Source organism: Streptomyces rishiriensis (assembly GCF_003112535.1).
Classification (GTDB): Bacteria; Actinomycetota; Actinomycetes; order Streptomycetales; family Streptomycetaceae; genus Streptomyces; species Streptomyces rishiriensis.
In genome coordinates this window covers 286,862-306,311 of sequence record NZ_BEWA01000009.1, presented here as the reverse complement: position 1 = coordinate 306,311, position 19,450 = coordinate 286,862, and the positions used below count along the sequence as shown (strand labels likewise).

The window sequence follows — 19,450 nt, the reverse complement described above, 5'->3', positions numbered from 1 at the left end:
CGGTCCGACGTGGGTGGGCCGGCCGCCCCGGCGTGCGGGTCAGCGGCAGACGGAGGCCAGGGAGCGGGTCAGCGCCCGGGTGTGCAGGGCGTCGAGGCGGTCCTCGTGGTGGACCAGGAGGGCGGCCAGGGCGAGCTCGGGGCGGCAGGCGGGGGCGTCGCGGTCGGTGGCCGTGGCGGCGAGGGCCTCGACGAGCGCACCGGTGACCCGGTTGATCTCCTGCCGTACGACGGCCAGGTCGGGGCGAGTGACGGGCGCCTGGTCGGGGTGGTCCGTCCAGCGCCGGAAGAGGCCGCGCTGCACGGTCTTGTCGGCCTCGATCTGGTCGCGGAAGACCGTGCGGATCTCGTCCGGGTCGGCGCCCAGCTCCGTGGCCCGGGCGGCCACGGCGTCCAGGACCTGCTGCTCGCGGGCGGGGTCGTCGACGGGGGCGGTGGTGCCCCACTTCGCGGCGGCGACCAGGTCGGCGGTGGCGAGGCGCTCCGCGGACAGCTCGGCGACCGGGCGCAGGGCGAGGACGGGGCCGGGGCCGGAGGCGGGAGAGAAGGGCGCGGTGGACGCCGGGACGCCGACGGCCGGGACCGCGACCGCGGCTCCCGTGCAGGCGAGGGCGACGGCCGCGGTCGCGGTCAGGGTGGTCAGGAGGCGGCGCAGGGGGGTGATCGGACGCATGCGGTCATCCAACCCGACGCCGCCCCATGATCAGGTCAACTGCTGCTGACGGTCAGGTTGTTGGTGGTGAAGTTCAGGCCGCCGGAGGACGAGGTGATCTCGTAGCCGAACTGGAGGTCTCCGATGGTCTCGTTGCCGAACCAGCCCTTGGAGTCCTTGATCCACTTGAGGATCGGCAGGATGTTCACCGTGCCGGAGGTCGAGTTGGAGGTGCGGACGAAGGAGAACACCTCGTTGGCGCCGTTGCTGCCCTTGTAGACGGTCCAGGAGTGCCCGCCGAGCGTGACGTTGCCCTGCGAGGAGCCGAGGGGGCCGACGGCTCCGGTCTTGTTGACCCAGAGCATGATCTCGTAGCGGTGCGCGGTGTCCCAGATGTCGTACGACGTGTTGTACGCGCCGGACGACGGGACGGAGACGTTGTAGGTGCTGGAGAGCGAGCCCAGCGAGGTGATCGACTTGTTGATCACCTTCTTCGAGTCGGGGTACGACTTGATGCCGCCGGTGTTGGGGTGGTTGGCCCAGACGCCCCAGTTGGTGCCGGAGTTGGCCCAGATGCACTGGCTGCCCGCGCCGGAGCCCCAGATGTTGTTGTAGAGCGTGTAGCCGTTGAGGCTGGTGTTGCCCCACTGGTCGCAGGAGTTCCAGACGGCGGCCGAGGCGGGGGCGGAGGCGAGGCCGACGGTGGCGCCGAGCGCGAGGGCCGGGGCCAGCGTCGCCATGGTGATCCTGCGGAGCGTGCGAGTTGCCATGGTGTCCCTTCCATGGGTGGGGGGATGTGCGTTTTCTGTGGGGGTCACCACGTCCCCGGGGTGAGGACGTGGTCTTCTCCGGCGACCAGGTCGAGCGAGTGGGCGTCGCCGGAGGAAGTCCGGACTTCTATGCGGTGGCTGCGGTGCGGTCTGAGGACGGCCCGGGTGCCCGTCGGACCCCAGGACAGGTCGAGCTCGGCGCCGAACCGGGTGCGCACGCCCCGCAGTTCGCCCTCGCCCAGGGCGGGGACGGGGGCGGGCAGCAGGACCAGCCGGTGGGGGGTCGACTGGACGAGCGCCTCGATGAGCACCGCGGGCAGGGTGTGCGCGGCGTCGGCGTTGTAGACGTCGCGGCCCGGATAGTGGGAGCTCATCAGGGAGGCGTGGAAGAAGTCGCCGCCCAGCACGGAGTCGAGCGCGCGGGCGACCCGGTGGCCGTCGCGCAGCCGCGCCGCGATCAGGGCGTGGTGGAGGTGGCCGTGCGCGGAGTCGTTCTCGGCGCCGCGCAGTTCCAGCGCGCGGTGCGCGGCGGCGGCCGGGCCGGGGGTGTCGTAGGGGTTGATCTCGTCGAGCGGCCAGACCCCGTAGAGGTGGCTGAGGTGACGGTGGTCGTAGCGGTCGCCGAGGCCGGGCCGGGCCCATTCGGCGAGGGCGCCGTCGGCGTTCACGCGGTGCGGCGGGAGCCGGTCGGCGAGGGCGCGCCAGCGGGCGGCCCGCTCGGGGCGGTGCGGGTGGTACGCGGCGGCGGTGAGCAGCGCGTGCCGGGCCGCGGAGAGGTCCATGGCCGCGTTGAGGGCGCCCCAGCTCCCGCCCTCCGGGCGGTTCTCGGGCGAGTAGGAGGGCACGACGACGAGCCGGCCGTCCGGGTGGCCGGGGTCGGTGCGGGTGAGGAAGTCCTCGTAGAAGAGGGCGGTCTCGGCGAGGGCGGCGGCGGTGCGCGGATCGCGTTCGCCGCGGGTCTCGTCGTGGTCGACGAGCGGCTTGAGCAGCCAGTCCGCGCCGGCCGTCCACAGGTGCAGCGGGTACTCCCGGCTGAAGTGGTAGGCCAGCCCGGACTCGCCGTCGCTGTGCGCGGGCGCGACCGCGCCCCGGGCGCCGAAGACCGCGCGGGCGTTCTCGCGCCAGTCGTCGAGCTGGCGGTGGATCAGACCGGCCAGGGCGTCGGTGACTTCGGGGAGTGCGGCGGCCGGGGCGGAGGAGGTCTGGAGGTTGAGGTTGGCGTCGTTGGTGAACGCCCCGGACCAGGCCGTGTCCCAGTCGCCGGTCCACAGGCCGGTCAGCCGGGGCGGGTTGAGCCCGCTGGACGACAGCAGGTGGTAGCGGCCGGCGGCGAAGAGGCGCTCCAGCAGAGCCGGGCTCCGGGGGCGTGCCAGCAGCTCGCTGCCGGGCAGGAGGCGCTCGCCCGGGTCGGCGTGCAGGTCGAGGACGACCCGCTGGTAGGCGGTGCGGTGCAGCGCGAGGTGCCGGGCGAGCAGCTCGTCGTAGGAGTGCGGCAGATCGGCCAGGGCCCGCTGTTCCCGGGCGACGTCCGGTTCGCCGCGGTGCCGGCGCACGCGGGTGAGCAGCAGCACCGACTCGGCGCCGGAGACGGCCACGCCGGGGAGCCGGAGCGTGGTGCGGCCGCCGGTGGCGACGACGAGTGTGACGCCCGTGTAGCCGCGGTCGCTGTCCGGGTAGCGGGCCCGCAGGGTGAGCAGCGCGCCGTCCGGGGTGAGGACGGCTCCCTGGCCCACGGCGAGGCCGGCGGGCGCGCCGGGCAGCCGGTGGTCCAGGCGGACCTCCAGGTCGGGGCCGGTGAAATGCTGGACGATCACGTCGTCGGCGCGGGAGACGAAGAGCCGGCCGGCGCCGTCGGCGCAGCTCGCCGTGGTCTCGCCGGTGGTGAAGTCGACGGAGCGCAGGTGGTCGCGGCAGTCGCCCGGTTCGCCGGAGGGCGCCGCGCTCAGCCGCAGCTGGAAGGCCGGGTGGAAGGGCTGGACCCACTGCAGCGGCCGGTGGTCGGTGAAGTCCTCGGCGGCGGCCCGGTCGCCGGCGAGCAACCTGTCCTGCACCGCCGCCAGTTCACCGGCCAGCTCGGGCGGCCGGGCGTGTTCGGCGCCGTTGGGGCGGACCAGCGTGTGGTGGGTGACGACGACGCGGTCGTCGTGGGGGTCGCCGAACACGAGGGCGCCGTGCCGGCCGTTGCCGCTGAGGAAGGCGTCCTCCCAGCGCTGGGCGGGCCGGTGCTCGTGCGTGCCGTGAAGGGGGCCGTCGACGCCGGGGCGGTGCGGACCAGGACCGGCGAAGGGCGGCCGGTCGGCGTCCGGGCGGGCGGGGCGGGCGTGGGCGGGGTGCGGGGAGGCGTCGGTCATGAGCGCAGCACCGCCGCCCCGTAGCGGCCCAGCGTGATCTCGTCGGTGACGGTGGTCCCGCTGAGCAGGTCGTGGTGGGCGCCGGGCAGCTCGACGGTGACCGGTTCGCGGCCGTGGTGGAGCAGGAACAGCAGGTCGCCCCGGCGCACGGCCTCCACGCCCGGCGGCAGGCCGTCGAGGACGGGCCGCACGCCCGCGCCGGCGGCGACCCGCGCGAGGAGGTCCCGCAGGGCCTCGGGTTCGGGGAGGGTGGAGACGTACCAGGCACGGCCCTTGCGCAGGACGGCGGGCAGCCGGTCGAGCTCGCCGCCCTTGTAGGCGCTCTCCACGGCGTCCTCGTCGGCTTCGAGCTCCTCCGACCACAGGGTCGCGTCGAACCCGTCGGTCGCGACCCGCTCCCCGGGCTCCAGCGGCCACCACTCGTGCAGGACGCGGATGCCGAACAGCTCGCGCAGCCGGGCGTCCATGCCTCCGGGGCGGATCCGGTCGTCCTCGTCGGCCACGCCGGTCAGGAAGCCGGCCACCAGGGAGCCGCCGCCGCGGACATGGGCGAGGAGGTTGTCGATCGCGGCGTCCGTCATCGCGTAGAGCTGCGGGACGACGATCAGCCGGTAGCGGGTGAGGTCGTGTTCGGGGTGGGCGAAGTCGGTGGCGAGGCCGGCCTCCCACAGGGCGCGGTGCCAGGCGTGCAGGACGGCCGCGTGGTCGACGTGCACGGAGGGCCGGCCGTCCTGGGCGCCGGCCCACCAGGCGTGCCAGTCGTGCAGGATCGCGATGTCCGCAGTGATATGACCACCCGTCACTTCAGCCCCGATGCGCGCCAGTTCACCGCCGAGCTGCTTGACCTCCTGGAAGGTGCGGCCCCGCTCCCCAGCGTGGCCGACCATCCCGGAGTGGAACTTCTCGGCGCCCTGCCGGGACTGCCGCCACTGGAAGTAGCAGACGGCGTCCGCGCCGCGGGCCACGGCCTGCAGGGACCAGAGGCGGTTGAGGCCGCGCGGTTTGGGGTGGTTCGCCCCGCGCCAGTTGACGGGCCCCGCCGCCTGTTCCATCAGCATCCAGGGGCCGCGGGCCTGGGAGCGGGTGAGGTCCTGGACCAGCGCGGCGTGCTGGGCGCCCAGCGGGTCGCGGGGGTCGGGGTAGAGGTCGACGGAGACGACGTCCTCCTCCTCGGCCCAGCGCCAGGCGTCCTGGCCGGCGAAGAGCGGCATGAAGTTGGTGGTGACCGGGATGTGCGGGGTGTGCCGGGCGACGATGTCCCGCTCGGCGAGGTAGCACTCCAGGAGCATGTCGGAGGTGAAGCGCCGGAAGTCCAGCACCTGGGCGGGGTTCTTCAGGTAGTGGGTGCGGCGGGCGGGCAGGACGCCGTCCCAGCTGTCGTAGCCCTGGCTCCAGAAGGCCGTGCCCCAGGCGGTGTTGAGGGCGTCGAGGGTGCCGTACCTGTCGCGCAGCCAGCGGCGGAAGGCGGCGGCCGCCTCGTCGCCGTGGTCGGCGGTGCAGTACTCGTTGTTGATGTGCCACATCGTGAGGGCGGGATGGCCGGCGTAGCGGGCCGCGAGGTCCTCGGTGATGGCCGCGGCGTGACGCCGGTAGGCGGTGCTGGAGTGCGAGAAGTGCTGGCGGCCGCCCCACCACTCGACGTCGCCGTTCTCGTCGCGGGGCAGGGTGTCGGGGTGGAGCCGGCCGAGCCAGGGGGGCGGGGCGGAGGTCGGGGTGGCGAGCACGACCCCGATGCCGTTCGCGTGCATCAGGTCCATCAGCGTGTCGAGCCAGCCGAAGTCCCTCGCCCCGGGCTCCGGTTCGAGCCGGGCCCAGGAGAAGACGCCGAGGGTGACGGAGTTGACGCCGGCCTCCCGCATGAGCCGGACGTCCTCGTGCCAGGTCTCCTCGGGCCACTGCTCGGGGTTGTAGTCGCCGCCGAAGAGGATGCGGCCGCGGGTGGCGTCGGCGAGGCCGGGGCGGTCGGCGGCGGTCATCGGACGGGCTCCCCGTACTGGATGCCCCGGCCGTTGGTGGCGATGTACACCCGGCCGTGGACGCGCGGGTCGGCGGCGAGGGTCGCGCCGATCCAGCCCCACTGGTGCCGGTCGTCGTTGATCCGCGTCCAGGTCCTCGCGCCGTCGTCGGAGCGGTACACGGCGGTGATCGTCTCCGTGGAGCCGACCAGGTAGACCGCCGGACGGCCGGCGCCCTCGGCGCCCCGGCCGAAGGCGACGGTGTACGCGGCCCGGCAGCTGTCGACCTTCGTGAAGCTCGCGCCGCCGTCGGTGGACCGGTACAGGCCGTTCCCCTTGGCGCTCAGCCACAGGTCGCCGGAGCGCCCCGGGACGGCGGCCAGCTGGAACTGGCTGTCGCCGGAGGGCAGTCCGCCGGCCCGGCCGGTGAAGGTGAGCCCGCCGTCCGTGCTCGCGAACAGGGTTCCGGTGTCGGTGTCGTAGGCGTAGAGGCGCGTCGGGTCGACCGGGTCGGCGAGCGGGGTGGCGCCCTCGGGGAAGGTGGGAACCTCGGACCAGGTCGCCCCGTCGTCGGTGGAGCGCTGGGCGGGGTACCCGGCGCCGTCCCCGTGCACGAAAGTCCACAGCAGCACGCCGCCGTCGGCGGTGACGGCGATCGGTCCGGTGGCGTCCTTGGCGAGAATGGGCTGGGCGGCGAAGGGGGTCCAGGTCCTGCCGCCGTCGTGCGACCGGGCGCCGTTGCCGTGGTCGCCGAACCCGGTGCGCACGACGTACGACGGCCAGGCCGCGGCCTGGGCGAGTCCCGTCGCCGTCCCGAACACGGGGTCGGCCGCCATGCCCCGCGACGGCGAGGCGGTGAGCCGGTCGTGGTACATCACGCCGAGGTCCCCGAGACCGCTGATCAGGTGGGCCCGTCCGGCCGGGGGAGAGATCAGCTGCCGTACGGAGGTCTCCTCCAGACCCCGGATCTGCGGGGCCCAGTGCTTCAGGTCCCGGGTGCCGTACAACGTGGCGCCGGTGCCGTAGACGATGTGGTGCGCGTCGTAGGGGTCGACGGCGACGGCCTGGATCCACCAGCCGAACTTGGGCTCGTCGGCGCCGAAGGTGAGGAACGGCGTCTCGGACACGTCGAGGACGGCCGAGTCCTTGAGGGAGGTCCAGGTGCGGCCGCCGTCCGTGGTCCGGTACAGGGTGTCGACGGCCGCCCAGCGGTTGTTGGTGGACACGACGGCCACGCCGGGGCGGCGGGCGTCCACGGCGACGCCGCCGTAGCCGAAGGTGTCCGCGCCCCCCTCGGCCGTCGTCCCGCCGGGCTTCACCGGGGTGACGTCCGTCCATCTGCCGCTCGCCGTGGCCAGCTTGTGCACGCTGCCGTCGGACTGGCCGTTGGGGCCGGGGGCGTCGGCGTACGTCACGTACAGCTCGTGGGCGCGGCCGTCGTGAGCGGCGCGGATGGGCACCTTCGCCGAGGCTCCGGAGGGCTGTCCGGGGACGGCGTGCCAGGTGCTGCCGTCGGTCGTGCGGTACAGGTGGGGCGCGGTCCCGTCGGAGTCGCCCCAGCCGGCGTAGAGCGCGCGCCCGGCGGCGACGAGCAGCGTGACGCCCTGTCCGCCGGCGACGGGGGTCGCCGGGAACCCGCCGGCGGCCGCCCAGGTGGCGCCGCGGTCGGTCGACCTGAGCAGTCCGTCGTGCCGTGTCCCCAGCCACAGGGTGTCGCTGTCGCGCGGGTCGACCAGCAGCCGCTCCCCGGCGCCCCGGCCGTCCTCGTTGCCGCCCAGGCGCACGGGGAGGTCGGTGCGGGACCAGGTGGCGCCGCGGTCCTCGGAGCGCAGGACCGCGCCGTTGCCGGCCCAGGACTGGGCGTAGGCGCCGAGCGCGAGGTAGAGCCGGTCCGGGTGGGCGGGATCGACGGCGAGGGCCTCGACGCCGAGCAGGTTCCAGTCGTCCCAGCCGAGATGGTCGGTCAGGGGCGTCCAGCGGGCGGATCGGTCGTCCCAGCGGTAGGCGCCGCCGATGTCGGTGCGGGCGTAGGCGAGACCGCGGACGGCGGGGTGGAAGAGGACTCCGGTGACGAACCCGCCACCGCCGACGACGACGTCGCGCCACCGGTAGGCGGGGGCGGGCCCGGCACCCGTCTGCGCGGCGTGGGCGTTGTCCTGCAGGGCGGGCAGGGCGGTGAGCGCGGCGGCGGTGGCTGCGCCGGCGAGGACCGTACGGCGGGACGCGTGCATGGGGTACCTCGGGGGGGGTGAGGGGGGCGGGGACGTGGGTTGCCGTGGGGGGAGGCGGGACGCTCGCGCGCGCGCGTGGCGGCGCGCCGCCACGGGGCTCGCTGCCCGCAGCCGTGCGGGCAGCGGTGACCGGCCGTCGCCCGGGGGCGCGGGGCCGGGTCGGTGCGCGGTCGCGCGGGGCGGGGGGCGAGGCCCCGGCCGCCGGCGGGTCGGCCCCGGCCTGGAGGGCCTACGGTGCTGCCCGGCGAAGGGGGCGCCCGGCCGGGGCGCTACCCCTTGACCGCCCCCGTCAGCATCCCCTTCTTGAAGTGCTTCTGGACGAACGGCGAGAGCACCGCGACCGGCAGCAGGGCCATCACCATCACCGCCATCTGGACGGCCAGCCCGGAGAGCTGACCGGTCTTGATGGCCTGGCCGAGGCCGACCGGCGCCTCCTGCTTCTGCACGAGCTGGATCATCACGTTCTGCAGCGGCATCATGTCCTGGTCGTTCAGGTAGAGGGAGGCGTTGAACCACGCGCTCCAGTACCCGACGGCGTAGAACAGGGTGATCACCGCGAGGACCGCTCGCGACAGCGGCATGACGATCTGCCACAGGATCCGGAAGTCGCCGGCCCCGTCGATGCGGGCGCTGTCGACGAGTTCCTGCGAGATCCCCATGAAGAAGCCGCGCAGGACCAGGATGTTGAAGACGCTGAGCGCGCTCGGCAGGATCAGCGCGAGATAGCTGTCCGTCAGGCCGAGCGACTGCACCAGCAGGTACGTCGGGATGAGACCGGCGCTGAAGAACATCGTGGCGAGCAGGGCCAGGAGCAGCCAGCGGTGGCCCAGCGACCCGGTGCGGGAGAGGCCGTAGGCGCACAGCACCGACACCGCCATCGAGAAGAGCGTGCCGACCAGCGTGATCAGGACGCTGATCACCGCCGCCCGGGTCACCTGGCCGCCGCTCAGCAGCTCCTGGTAGGCGACGAAGGTGACGCCCTTGGGGATCATCACCAGGCCGCCGGCCTCGTCGATCGTCCTGCGGGACGAGAGGCTGGTGACGACCACGATCCAGATGGGGAAGAGGATCCCCAGGCAGGCCAGCGACAGGACGAGGCCCTTGCCCGCGAGGCCCGCCCTGCCGGGCTCCTCCTCCCAGGACGGCCGGGGCGGCGCGGCCCACAACCCGCCCGTGCCGGCCGGTTCGTGGGCCGGCTTGTGCAGTGTCGCGCTCACTTCTTGTACACCCCCTGCTCGCCCATGAGATGGGCCGCCTTGTTCGCGGCGAGGACCAGCCCGAGGCTGACGACGCCCTTGACCAGACCTGCGGCGGCCGCGTAGCCGAAGTCCTGGTTGCGCACACCGTTCCACCAGACGAAGGTGTCGAGGACCTCGGACGCGCCCGGTCCCACCGCGTCGCGTTGCAGCAGGATCTGTTCGAACCCGACCGTCAGCGCGTCGCCGACCCTCAGCACCAGCAGCAGCGCGATCACCGGGCGCAGGGCCGGGAGCGTCACGTGCCACATGCGGCGCCAGCGGCCGGCGCCGTCCATCGCCGCGGCCTCGTACAGGTCGGTCGGGACGGAGGCCAGGGCCGCGAGGAAGACGATGATCCCCCACCCCGCGTCCTTCCACACGCTCTCCGCGGTGATCAGGAACTTGAACGTCGCGGGGTCGGTCATGATGTCGAGGCCGTCGTAGCCGTGCTGCCGCAGCAGTTGGGAGAGCAGGCCGGCGCCGCCGAACAACTGCTGGAAGACGGCGATGACCAGGACCCAGGAGAAGAAGTGGGGCAGATAGAGGATCGCCTGGGAGAGGGCCCGCACCTTCGGTCTGACCACGCTGTTGATGAGCAGCGCGAGCATGATCGGGATGGGGAAGTACAGCACCAGCTGGAGGCCGAACAGCACCAGGGTGTTGCGGACCGCGCCCCAGAACGCCGAGTCCGCGAAGATCCGCTGGAAGTTGTCGAAGCCGACCCAGGGGCTGTGCAGGATCGAGACGATCCCGTTGTCGCTGACGTAGGGGTCGTAGTCCTGGAAGGCGACGACGTTGCCGAGGATCGGCACGTAGCTGAAGACCAGGACGAGGAGGAGGGCCGGCAGGGTCATCAGCAGCAGGACCCGGTCGCGTCTGAACCTCACACGCAGGCTCAGTCTCCCCGAGGGCGGCTTTCGCCGGGCGGCCGCCTCGCCGCCGGGCGCCGCCGGTGTGTTCGCCGTCTCGTCCGCCTCGGCCTCGCTCCGAGGCACCGTGCTGTGGGCCACGGCGTTCTCCTCGCCTCGCCGCCGGTCAGCTCGCCGCCGTGCCGTTGTCGTCGAGCAGCTTCTTGTACCAGTCGCGCAGCTTGTCTCCGCCCTTGCTCTTCCAGTCGGAGACGGCCTGCTGCATGTCGCTGATCTTCTTGCGGCCGCGGGTGATGTCGTCCTCGAGCTGCTCGAAGCCGTCGGAGAGGTTGGTGTACCGGGCCGGCTCCGTGATCTGCATGCCGTAGAAGGAGGACTTCTTGGTGAAGGCGCCCGCGTGCTGCTGCCACTCGACCTGCGCCTTGGCGACCGCGGGGAAGTCGGGGTGCGCGATGGTGGCGGCGGGGCTCGCGACCATGACGTACGCGTTCAGCACCTCGTTGTTGCCCTTGTCGGTCTTGACCGGGACGCCGTCCTTGACGGTGTAGTGGGTGCCCTCCACACCGTAGTTGGTCATCATGTACTCCTTGGTGCCGTACGGAGCGGCGGTGACGTTGGCGACGGCCAGCACGTCACGGATGACCGACTCGGAGGCCTTCTTGTTGACGAAGGCGAAGATGCCGGCGGGCTGTTCGGCCCAGAGATGGGGGTCGCCGCCGTCGTGCGCGAAGACGTCCATGCCCCAGATCCTGAACTCGGGGTTCTGGGTTGCCTGTTCGGCGGTGCGGCCCCACCACTGGCTGATGTTGTTGGCGTAGATCAGGAACTCGCCGGCCGCGAACTTGGGTCCGGGGTCGGGGGCCGTCTTGCCCAGCTCGGCGTCGGGGTGCACGACCCCGGCGGCGAAGAGCTTGCGGGTCCACTCCAGCGCTTCCAGGTACTCGTCGGTCTCGACGCGGTTGACGAGCTTGCCGTCGACCAGGTTCCAGCCGAGCGGCTTCTCGCTCCCGGAGAGCACCCCGAACATCTGCCAGGCGGTCCACTTCATGTCCAGGCAGGCCCACCGCTTGGCCTTGGCGTCGGTGATCTCCTTGGCCAGCGCCATGAACTCGTCCGCGGAGCGCGGGACGGTGTACCCCTTCTTGTCGAAGACGTCCTTGCGGTACAGCGGCACGATGCCGGTCACGTACGGCGAGGGCTGCGGCAGGCCGAGCAGCTTCCCGCCGAAGATGGACCGCTGCCAGGCGTCCGTGGGGATCGCGGCGAGGTTCGGGTACTCCTTGACGGCGTCCCCGGAGAGGTAGGGGCCGAGGTCGGCGAACTTGCTGATGATCGCGCTGGGTATCCGGCCGGTCATGTTCCAGCCGGGGACGACCACGACGTCCGGCACGTCGCTGGAGGCGAGGACCGCGCCGAGTTTCTGGTCGTAGGTGTTGCCGTCCTGGTTCTGCCAGGCGACGTCGACGCCGATGAGGGAGTTCATCCCCTGGTAGTAGGCGTTGTCGGCCTTGGGCGGGGAGCCCCAGAACGGCGACATCACGGTGACCTTGCCGCCCTTGCCGAGTTTCTCGGGCACGGAGGTCTTGAGCGTGGCGAGGTCGAGCTTGGCGGTGAAACCGATGGCCGAGCCGTTCCTGGCCGGGATGTCCGGCGTCACCACGTTGCTCGCCACGAACGCCGGGAGGATCTTCTTCGCGTCCTTGCCCGACGTGGTGCCGTCGCGCGAGCCGCTGTCCGAGCCGCCGCAGGCGGCCAGCAACGGCATCCCTCCCGCCACCGCTGCGGTGGCGACCGCCGTGGAGGCGAGGAAGCTTCTCCGGCTGGGCCCGGAAGGACCTGAAGAGGGGGAAGCGGCGTTCGGCGTCATTGCGTCAACCCTTCATGGCGCACCAGGACACCCGGCGGGGGCCGTCGGCTGCGGTGTCTCGAGTGGAACTGGCTGGGCTGAAGCGATCCTTCGACCGACGACGTCCGAGAACGTCCGACAACGACCGACCACGTCCCACGGCGTCAAGCTCAGTCGAAGCGCTTCGATGTTGCTGCGAGGTTAAGTGAACACCCGGGGGTGCACAAGGGCCGCTCCCAAGATTCCTCCGAGGTGCCAGGAGCGACGTGTGAGTATGGCCTGCTTGAAATTAGCGTGAGGCTCTCTTGACACCCGCCCTCTCGTCGAATGAGCATCGAAGCGCTTCGAAAGAGCCTTCCCGGTCCAGTGCAAAGGGATCCCCACCGTGACCGCACCTCCGCCGCACACGCCGCCGTTCCGCGACCCTCGGCTGCCGTTCGCGAAGCGCATCGACGACCTGCTGTCGCGTCTGACGCCGCAGGAGAAGACCTCCTTCCTGCACCAGTTCGCGCCCGCCGTCGAGCGTCTCGGCATCGCCGCCTTCCGCACCGGACAGGAAGCACTGCACGGCGTCGCGTGGATGGGCCCGGCGACGGTGTTCCCGCAGGCCGTGGGGCTGGCCGCGACCTGGGACACGGACCTCGTGCGCCGGGTCGGCGAGGCGGTGTCCCGGGAGGTCAGGGCGATGCGCGCCCGCGACGAACGGGTCGGCCTCAACGTCTGGTCGCCCACCGTCAACCTGCTGCGCCACCCTCTGTGGGGCCGCAACGAGGAGGGTTACTCCGAGGACCCGAAGCTCACCTCGGCCATCGCCACCGCCTACACGCGCGGGCTGCGCGGCGATCACCCCACGTACTGGCGCACGGCCCCGGTCCTCAAGCACTGGCTGGCCCACAACAACGAGACGGGCCGGGACGTCACGTCGTCGTCGGTCCGCCCGCGCGTGCTGCACGAGTACGACCTGCGCGCCTTCCACGAGACGGTGCGGGCGGGCGCGGTGGCCGGGGTGATGCCCGCCTACAACCTGGTCAACGGCCGCCCCAACCACGTCTCGCCGTACCTGCGCGAGCACCTGCGCGCGTGGACCGACGACGAGCTGCTGGTCTGCTCGGACGCGGGCGCGCCCTCCAACCTGGTGGACTCCGAGCACTACTTCGACACCCACGAGGAGGCGACGGCGGCCGCGCTCGTCGCCGGCGTGGACAGCTTCACCGACCACGGCACGGACGGCTCGAAGATCGTCGCCCGGGTCCAGGGGGCCCTGGAGCAGGGCCTGCTGACGGAGGCGGACGTGGACGCGGCGGTCCGCCGCCAGCTGTCGGTCCGCTTCCGGCTGGGCGAGTTCGACCCGCACCACGACCCGCACGCGGGCGCCGGCGAGTTCGACAGCCCGGCCCATCGCGCCCTCGCCCGGGAGGCCGCCGAGCGGGCGATCGTCCTGCTGCGCAACGACGGCGTGCTGCCGCTGGCCGCCGGCGCCCGGATCGCGGTGGTCGGCCTGCTCGCCGACGAGTGCAAGCTCGACTGGTACAGCGGCACGCTGATCCACCGCTCCACTCCGCTGGAAGGGCTGTACGAGCGGTTCGGCGCCGAGCGGGTCGAGTTCGCCGAGGGCGTGGACCGGGTGCTGTTGCGGACCTCCGCCGGAACGTTCCTGAAGGTCCCCGACGCCCCCGGGGCCGCGGCCGGGGCGCGCGGCGCCGAGGGGGCGCTCGACCCGGCGCTCCTGGCCGGCCGCACCGACCTCCCGCCGCTGACCACGGACGCCGTCGGCACGGAGCTCGCGCTCGTCGAATGGGGCGAGGGCGTGCTCACGCTGCGCGCCCCCGACGGCCGCTATCTCTCGGTGGCCGAGGACGGCCGGCTGCGCGCCTCCGCCGACCAGCCCGGCGGCTGGATCGTCCAGGAGACGTTCCGCCTCGAACCGCACGGAAACGGTCACCTCCTGCTGCATGTGGGCACGGGTCGACACGTCTGTGTCGCCGCCGACGGCGTGCAGGTTGCCGGGGCGGATCCCGAGGCCGTCGCGGGGGCGGATCCCGAGGTCTTCGAGCTCGTCCTCGTCGAGAGGGGCGAGGACGCCGTGGCGCGGGCGGCGGCCGGGGCCGACGTGGTCGTGGTGGTGGCGGGCAACGACCCGCACATCAACGGGCGCGAGACCGAGGACCGCACGACGCTGCGGCTGCCGGCCCACCAGGAGCGGTTGCTGGCGGCCGCCCGGGCGGCGAACCGGCGCACGGTGCTGGTCCTGGTGTCGGCGTACCCGTACGCGTTCGAGCCGGGACCGCTGTCCGCGGCGCTGTGGACCGCGCACGGCGGCCAGGCCGCGGGCGACGCCCTGGCGCGGGTCCTCGCCGGCGACGTCTCCCCCGCCGGCCGCCTGCCCCAGACCTGGTACGCCGACGACGCCGACCTGCCCGACCTGCTCGACTACGACGTGATCGGCGCCCGTCAGACGTACCTGTACTTCGAGGGCGCTCCGCTCTTCCCGTTCGGGCACGGCCTGTCGTACGCGTCGTTCTCCTACGCCGACCTGGCGGTGCGCGTCGAGGGCGGCTCGGTGCACGTGGCGTTCACCGTCGCCAACACCGGCGGGGTGAGCGCCGACGAGGTGGCCCAGCTCTACACCCGCGCCGTCGAGCCGTCGGTGGTCCGACCGCGCCGCGAGCTGCTCGGCCACCGCCGGGTGCGGCTCGCGCCCGGCGAGCGGACGGAGCTGTCCTTCGAGGTCCCGCTGTCCGCTTTCGCGTTCTGGGACGTGGCGCACGGCCGGTGGCGGCTGGAGTCCGGCCCCTACGACCTCCTGGTCGGCGCGTCCAGCGCGGACGTCCGGCTGCGCGGGACCGTCACGCTCGAAGGCGAGCCGCCGAGCCCGCGCGAGGTCTTGGACGGCGGCCTGGCGGCCGTCGACTTCGACGAGCAGAGCGGCTGCGACATCGTCGACCGCACGAAGACGTCCGGCGACGCGGTGACGCCGGTCGCGGGCGGGACGGCCGAACTGGTCTACCGGGCCTGCGACTTCGCAGCCGGCACGACCGGCGTGACGCTCACGGTGGCCGGGCGGGGCACGGTCGGGCTGTCGTCCGACGGCGGCGCGCCGACCGTGCTCACCCTCGGCACGCCCACGGCGGGTCCGTACGACTACGTCCGCGTCGAGGCCGCGTTCGCCGCCGACGGCGTGCGCGATCTGCACATCCAACTGCGCGGCCCGCTGCGGCTCGCGCACGTCGCCTTCCACGGCTGAGGGTCCGCGGGGGCCGACGCGAAGGGGCCCGGCGCCGGAAGTCATCGGCGCCGGGCCCCTTCGGGCAGGCTATATGAAAACGGTTCCCACGTACGGGAGTGCCGTGGCCTAGAGCGCGAGGCCCGTCAGGACCAGCACCCGCTCGTAGGTGTAGTCGTCCATCGCGAACTTCACGCCCTCGCGGCCCACCCCGGACTGCTTGGCGCCGCCGTACGGCATCTGGTCGGCGCGGTACGAGGGCACGTCGCCGACGACCACGCCGCCGACCTCCAGCGCGCGGTGGGCGCGGAAGGCGACCTGGAGGTCGTGGGTGAACACGCCCGCCTGGAGGCCGTACTTGGAGGAGTTGACGGCCGCGAAGGCCTCGGCCTCGCCGTTCACCCGCTGCACCGTGAGCACCGGTCCGAAGACCTCCTCGCGGGCGATCGTGGTGTCCGACGGGACGTCGGTGAGAACGGTCGGCGCGTAGGAGGCGCCGTCGCGCTTGCCGCCGGCGAGGAGCTTCGCGCCCGCGGCGACGGCCTCGTCCACCCAGGCCTCGACGCGCTCGGCCGCGGCCTCGCTGACCAGCGGGCCGACGTCCGTGGCGTCGTCGGAGGGGTCGCCGGTGACCTGGGCCTCGACGGCGGCGACGATGCGCGGCAGCAGCCGGTCGTACACGGCGGCGTCCGCGACGACCCGCTGCACCGAGATGCAGGACTGGCCGCCCTGGTAGTTGGAGAAGGTCGCGATGCGGGCGGCGGCCCAGTCGAGGTCGGCGTCGGCGGCGTAGTCCGCGAGGACCACGGCCGCGCCGTTGCCGCCCAGCTCCAGGGTGCAGTGCTTGCGCGGCACCGAGTCCATGATCGCGTAACCGACCTGCTCGGAGCCCGTGAAGGAGATGACCGGCAGCCGCTCGTCCTGGACGAGGGCGGGCATGCGGTCGTTGGCGACCGGCAGGATCGACCAGGAGCCGGCCGGCAGGTCCGTCTCGGCGAGCAGGTCGCCGAGGATCAGACCGGACAGCGGGGTCGCCGGGGCGGGCTTGAGGATGATCGGCACGCCGGCCGCGATCGCCGGGGCGACCTTGTGGGCGCACAGGTTCAGCGGGAAGTTGAACGGCGCGATGCCGAGCACGACGCCCTTGGGGAAGCGCCGGGTGAGGGCGAGCCGCCCCTGACCGCCGAGGTCGGTGTCCAGGCGCTGGGCCTCTCCGCCGTTGAAACGCCGGGCCTCCTCGGCGGCGAACCGGAAGACCGACACGGCGCGGCCCACCTCGCCCCGGGCCCACTTGATGGGCTTGCCGTTCTCCGCGGAGATCAGCTGGGCGATCTCCTCGGTGCGCTCGACGAGCCGCCTGCTGACGTGGTCGAGGGCGGCGGCGCGCACATGGGCCGGGGTGGCGGCGAACTCGTCCCGCACGGCGTACGCGGCGGCCACGGCCTCCTCGACCTGGTCGTCCGTCGGCACGCCGACCCGGGCGACGAGGCGGCCGTCCCAGGGGGAGGTGACGTCGAAGCCGTCCTCGCCGGTGGCCTGGCGGCCGGCGAGCCAGAAGGCGTGGAGGGAAGTCATATCGGAGTCCCGGCCCTTCCGCTTAGGGAGTGTCCTGTGGTGTGCGTGCTCCACGGTAGGGGTGGGACGCCGACGGAGCGCTTGTCCGAGTCGTACGGGTGGACGGCGGGTGTGCGCCGGTTTGGCACGGTCGCCCCGCTCCCGTGCCGGGCCTCCTCCCGCTCCCCCGGTCCCCTTCCTGGTCACGCTCCCTTTCCCGCTCCCGCTCCCGCTCCAGGAAGAGCCGCAGCGCGCCGAGCAGCACCGCGCTCAGGCACCAGCTCGCCACGACGTCCAGCGGCCAGTGGTAGCCCCGGCGGACCAGCCCGTAGGAGACGGCCAGGACGAGGAGCGCGCCCGTGGCGACGGCCGCCCGGCGGGCGAGCGCCGTACGCAGCCACGGCAGCAGGACCAGCACCGCGCAGCCGTAGGCGACGGCCGCCGTCGCCGTGTGTCCGGAGGGGTAGTACCCGGTGGCCGGCGGCACGGCGGGGGTGCCGGGCCGGTCGGTCCACTCCTTCAGGGGGACGACGATCAGCGGCACCAGCGCCATCGGACACAGGGCGGCGACGGGCGGGACCCACCACCGCGCGTCACCCGCGCCTCTGCCGCGCCACGCCGTCCAGGCCGCGACCAGCACCAGGACCGGCAGCGCGACCTGCACGTTCCCCAGGTCGGCCAGCAGCTCACCGGAACGGCCGGGGTGGACCAGGGCGTGGCTGAGGCGCTCGTCCGGGCCCAGGAGCGGCCCGGCGGCGGCCACCTGCCAGGTGATCAGCGCGAAGAGGACGGCGGGCGGCAGGAGGCCGAGGAGAGCGCGGCTCGGGCGGGACGGCATGGGCCCCAGCTTGTCAGCAGCGGCCGGCCGGCGGAGAGCCTGCGAGGACGACGGGCCGAAAGCGTTCCGGAACGAAAGAGGGGCGCCACCGAAAAGGACCCCGGATCAGTGTCCGGGGTCCGCTTTCGTGGTCTGCACCAGAGAAGGAGGTCGGCCACCCCGGAACAGGGGGGGTGGTTCCGGGGTGGCCGTCCGGACCGGATCGTCGGCCGCCCCGGGGGGTTTGGGGCGGACGACCGTCCGATCGGTGTGGAGATTTCCGAAGCCGGAAGCTCCCGTTGTGTGCGCGAGGGCACGACCAGGTCGAAGCTGGGGAGGCCCCGGCCCGGCGTCCGTCCACAGTCCCCTGTGGACGGGGTGTATCTCTCATCTGGGTAGAACCTACGGCAGCGGCAGGCCGTACGACAGCCCGTATCCCGTCCCGCCATCCTCCTCGCACACGTTCTTCACACCCTCTGCGGGCGCTGGGAGGCAGGTGTGCGAGGGCCCTGCTCAGATGCGCGCGAAAGCCTGCTCGATGATGTCCAGGCCCTCTTCGAGCAGGTCGTCGCCGATGACCAGCGGCGGCAGGAAGCGCAGCACGTTGCCGTAGGTGCCACAGGTCAGGACCAGCAGGCCCTCCTGGTGGCAGGCCTTGGCGAGGGCGGCGGTGGCCTCGGCGTTCGGCTCCTTCGTCGTGCGGTCCTTGACCAGCTCGATCGCGATCATCGCGCCGCGCCCGCGGACGTCGCCGATCACGTCGAACTTCTCGGCCATGGCCGTCAGGCGGCCCTTCATGACGGCCTCGATGTGCTTGGCCCGGGCGTTGAGGTCGAGCTCCTTCATCGTCTCGATCGCGCCGAGCGCGCCCGCGCAGGCGACCGGGTTGCCGCCGTAGGTGCCGCCCAGGCCGCCCGCGTGCGCGGCGTCCATGATCTCGGCGCGGCCGGTCACGGCGGCGAGCGGCAGCCCGCCCGCGATGCCCTTGGCCGTGGTGATCAGGTCCGGGACGATGCCCTCGTCCTCGCAGGCGAACCACTGGCCGGTGCGGCAGAAGCCCGACTGGATCTCGTCGGCGACGAAGACGATGCCGTTGTCGGACGCGAACTGGCTGATGGCCGGCAGGAAGCCCTTGGCCGGCTCGATGAAGCCGCCCTCGCCGAGCACCGGCTCGATGATGATCGCGGCCACGTTGTCCGCGCCGACCTGCTTGGTGATCTGGTCGATGGCCTGCGCGGCGGCCTCGCGGCCGGCGTTCTGCGCGCCGGTGGGCCAGCGGTAGCCGTAGGCGACCGGGACGCGGTAGACCTCGGGAGCGAACGGGCCGAAGCCGTGCTTGTACGGCATGTTCTTCGCCGTCAGGGCCATGGTGAGGTTGGTCCGGCCGTGGTAACCGTGGTCGAAGACGACGACGGCCTGGCGCTTGGTGTACGCGCGCGCGATCTTGACGGCGTTCTCGACGGCCTCGGCGCCCGAGTTGAACAGCGCGGACTTCTTGGCGTGGTCGCCCGGGGTGAGCTCGGCGAGGGCCTCGGCCACCGCCACGTAGCCCTCGTAGGGGGTGACCATGAAACAGGTGTGGGTGAAGTCGGCGAGCTGGGCGGTGGCCCGGCGCACGACGGCCTCGGCGGAGGCGCCGACGGAGGTCACCGCGATGCCGGAGCCGAAGTCGATCAGACGGTTGCCGTCGACGTCCTCGATGATGCCGCCGCCCGCGCGCGTGGTGAAGACGGGGAGCACCGAGCCCACGCCGGCCGCCACCGCGGCGGTACGGCGGGCCTGCAGCTCCTGCGACTTCGGGCCGGGGATGGCGGTGACGACGCGGCGCTCCTGCGGAAGGGCGGTCATGACGGCTCCTGTGGTTCTGCGAACGGGGCTTTGCGGACGCTTTTCCCTCTTTTCTCGCAGGCTAGGACCCCGGGCGGGGGGTCGGCATGCTCCATGT

At 72.9% G+C, this 19,450-nt stretch carries 12 protein-coding genes; 1 reads left to right on the top strand and 11 read right to left on the bottom strand.

Features of this window, described 5'->3' with window-relative positions; all coding sequences use genetic code 11:
• Window positions 1-39: 39 nt before the first annotated feature.
• The 8 genes from Sri02f_RS17395 to Sri02f_RS17360 form a co-directional block, all read right to left on the bottom strand.
• On the bottom strand, window positions 40-672 hold the full coding sequence (locus Sri02f_RS17395) for a chorismate mutase (RefSeq protein WP_109002212.1): 633 nt from the start codon (window positions 670-672) through the stop codon (window positions 40-42).
• Between the two features lie 35 nt (window positions 673-707).
• Window positions 708-1,421, bottom strand: a complete 714-nt coding sequence (locus Sri02f_RS17390; protein WP_109002211.1) for a glycoside hydrolase family 12 protein — start codon at window positions 1,419-1,421, stop codon at window positions 708-710.
• Window positions 1,422-1,465: 44 nt separating this feature from the next.
• Complete coding sequence (locus Sri02f_RS17385) at window positions 1,466-3,772, bottom strand: glycosyl hydrolase family 95 catalytic domain-containing protein (protein WP_109002210.1); 2,307 nt, start codon at window positions 3,770-3,772, stop codon at window positions 1,466-1,468.
• Entirely contained in the window at window positions 3,769-5,748 is a 1,980-nt protein-coding gene (locus Sri02f_RS17380; protein ID WP_109002209.1) for a beta-galactosidase, read from the bottom strand. The genes Sri02f_RS17385 and Sri02f_RS17380 overlap by 4 nt, the downstream gene beginning before the upstream one ends.
• Window positions 5,745-7,958 carry a sialidase family protein gene (locus tag Sri02f_RS17375; protein WP_109002208.1) on the bottom strand — a complete coding sequence of 738 codons (2,214 nt, stop codon included), beginning with the start codon at window positions 7,956-7,958 and terminating at the stop codon, window positions 5,745-5,747. The genes Sri02f_RS17380 and Sri02f_RS17375 overlap by 4 nt, the downstream gene beginning before the upstream one ends.
• Before the next feature lie 269 nt (window positions 7,959-8,227).
• Window positions 8,228-9,175, bottom strand: coding sequence for a carbohydrate ABC transporter permease (locus tag Sri02f_RS17370; RefSeq protein ID WP_109002207.1), 948 nt, complete (start codon window positions 9,173-9,175; stop codon window positions 8,228-8,230).
• The gene (locus Sri02f_RS17365) at window positions 9,172-10,206 is read right to left on the bottom strand and encodes an ABC transporter permease (RefSeq protein ID WP_109002206.1); all 1,035 of its coding nucleotides are present in this window, start codon (window positions 10,204-10,206) and stop codon (window positions 9,172-9,174) included. Before Sri02f_RS17365 ends, Sri02f_RS17370 begins: the two co-directional genes overlap by 4 nt.
• Window positions 10,207-10,231: 25 nt before the next feature.
• Window positions 10,232-11,932, bottom strand: a complete 1,701-nt coding sequence (locus tag Sri02f_RS17360) for an extracellular solute-binding protein (RefSeq protein ID WP_109002205.1) — start codon at window positions 11,930-11,932, stop codon at window positions 10,232-10,234.
• Window positions 11,933-12,296: 364 nt separating this feature from the next.
• Here Sri02f_RS17360 and Sri02f_RS17355 point away from each other — a divergent pair, with 364 nt between their 5' ends.
• Complete coding sequence (locus Sri02f_RS17355) at window positions 12,297-15,155, top strand: glycoside hydrolase family 3 C-terminal domain-containing protein (RefSeq protein WP_109002204.1); 2,859 nt, start codon at window positions 12,297-12,299, stop codon at window positions 15,153-15,155.
• Window positions 15,156-15,263: 108 nt separating this feature from the next.
• Here Sri02f_RS17355 and Sri02f_RS17350 read toward each other — a convergent pair whose 3' ends face one another.
• The 3 genes from Sri02f_RS17350 to gabT form a co-directional block, all read right to left on the bottom strand.
• Window positions 15,264-16,709: an aldehyde dehydrogenase family protein gene (locus tag Sri02f_RS17350; RefSeq protein WP_109002203.1), complete on the bottom strand. Its 1,446-nt coding sequence runs from the start codon at window positions 16,707-16,709 to the stop codon at window positions 15,264-15,266.
• A 22-nt stretch (window positions 16,710-16,731) separates the two neighbouring features.
• Window positions 16,732-17,526, bottom strand: a complete 795-nt coding sequence (locus Sri02f_RS17345) for a phosphatase PAP2 family protein (protein WP_109002202.1) — start codon at window positions 17,524-17,526, stop codon at window positions 16,732-16,734.
• Window positions 17,527-18,018: 492 nt separating this feature from the next.
• Window positions 18,019-19,353 (bottom strand): 4-aminobutyrate--2-oxoglutarate transaminase, encoded by a 1,335-nt coding sequence (gene gabT, locus Sri02f_RS17335; RefSeq protein ID WP_109002201.1) that lies wholly within the window; start codon window positions 19,351-19,353, stop codon window positions 18,019-18,021.
• Between the last annotated feature and the right edge of the window lie 97 nt (window positions 19,354-19,450).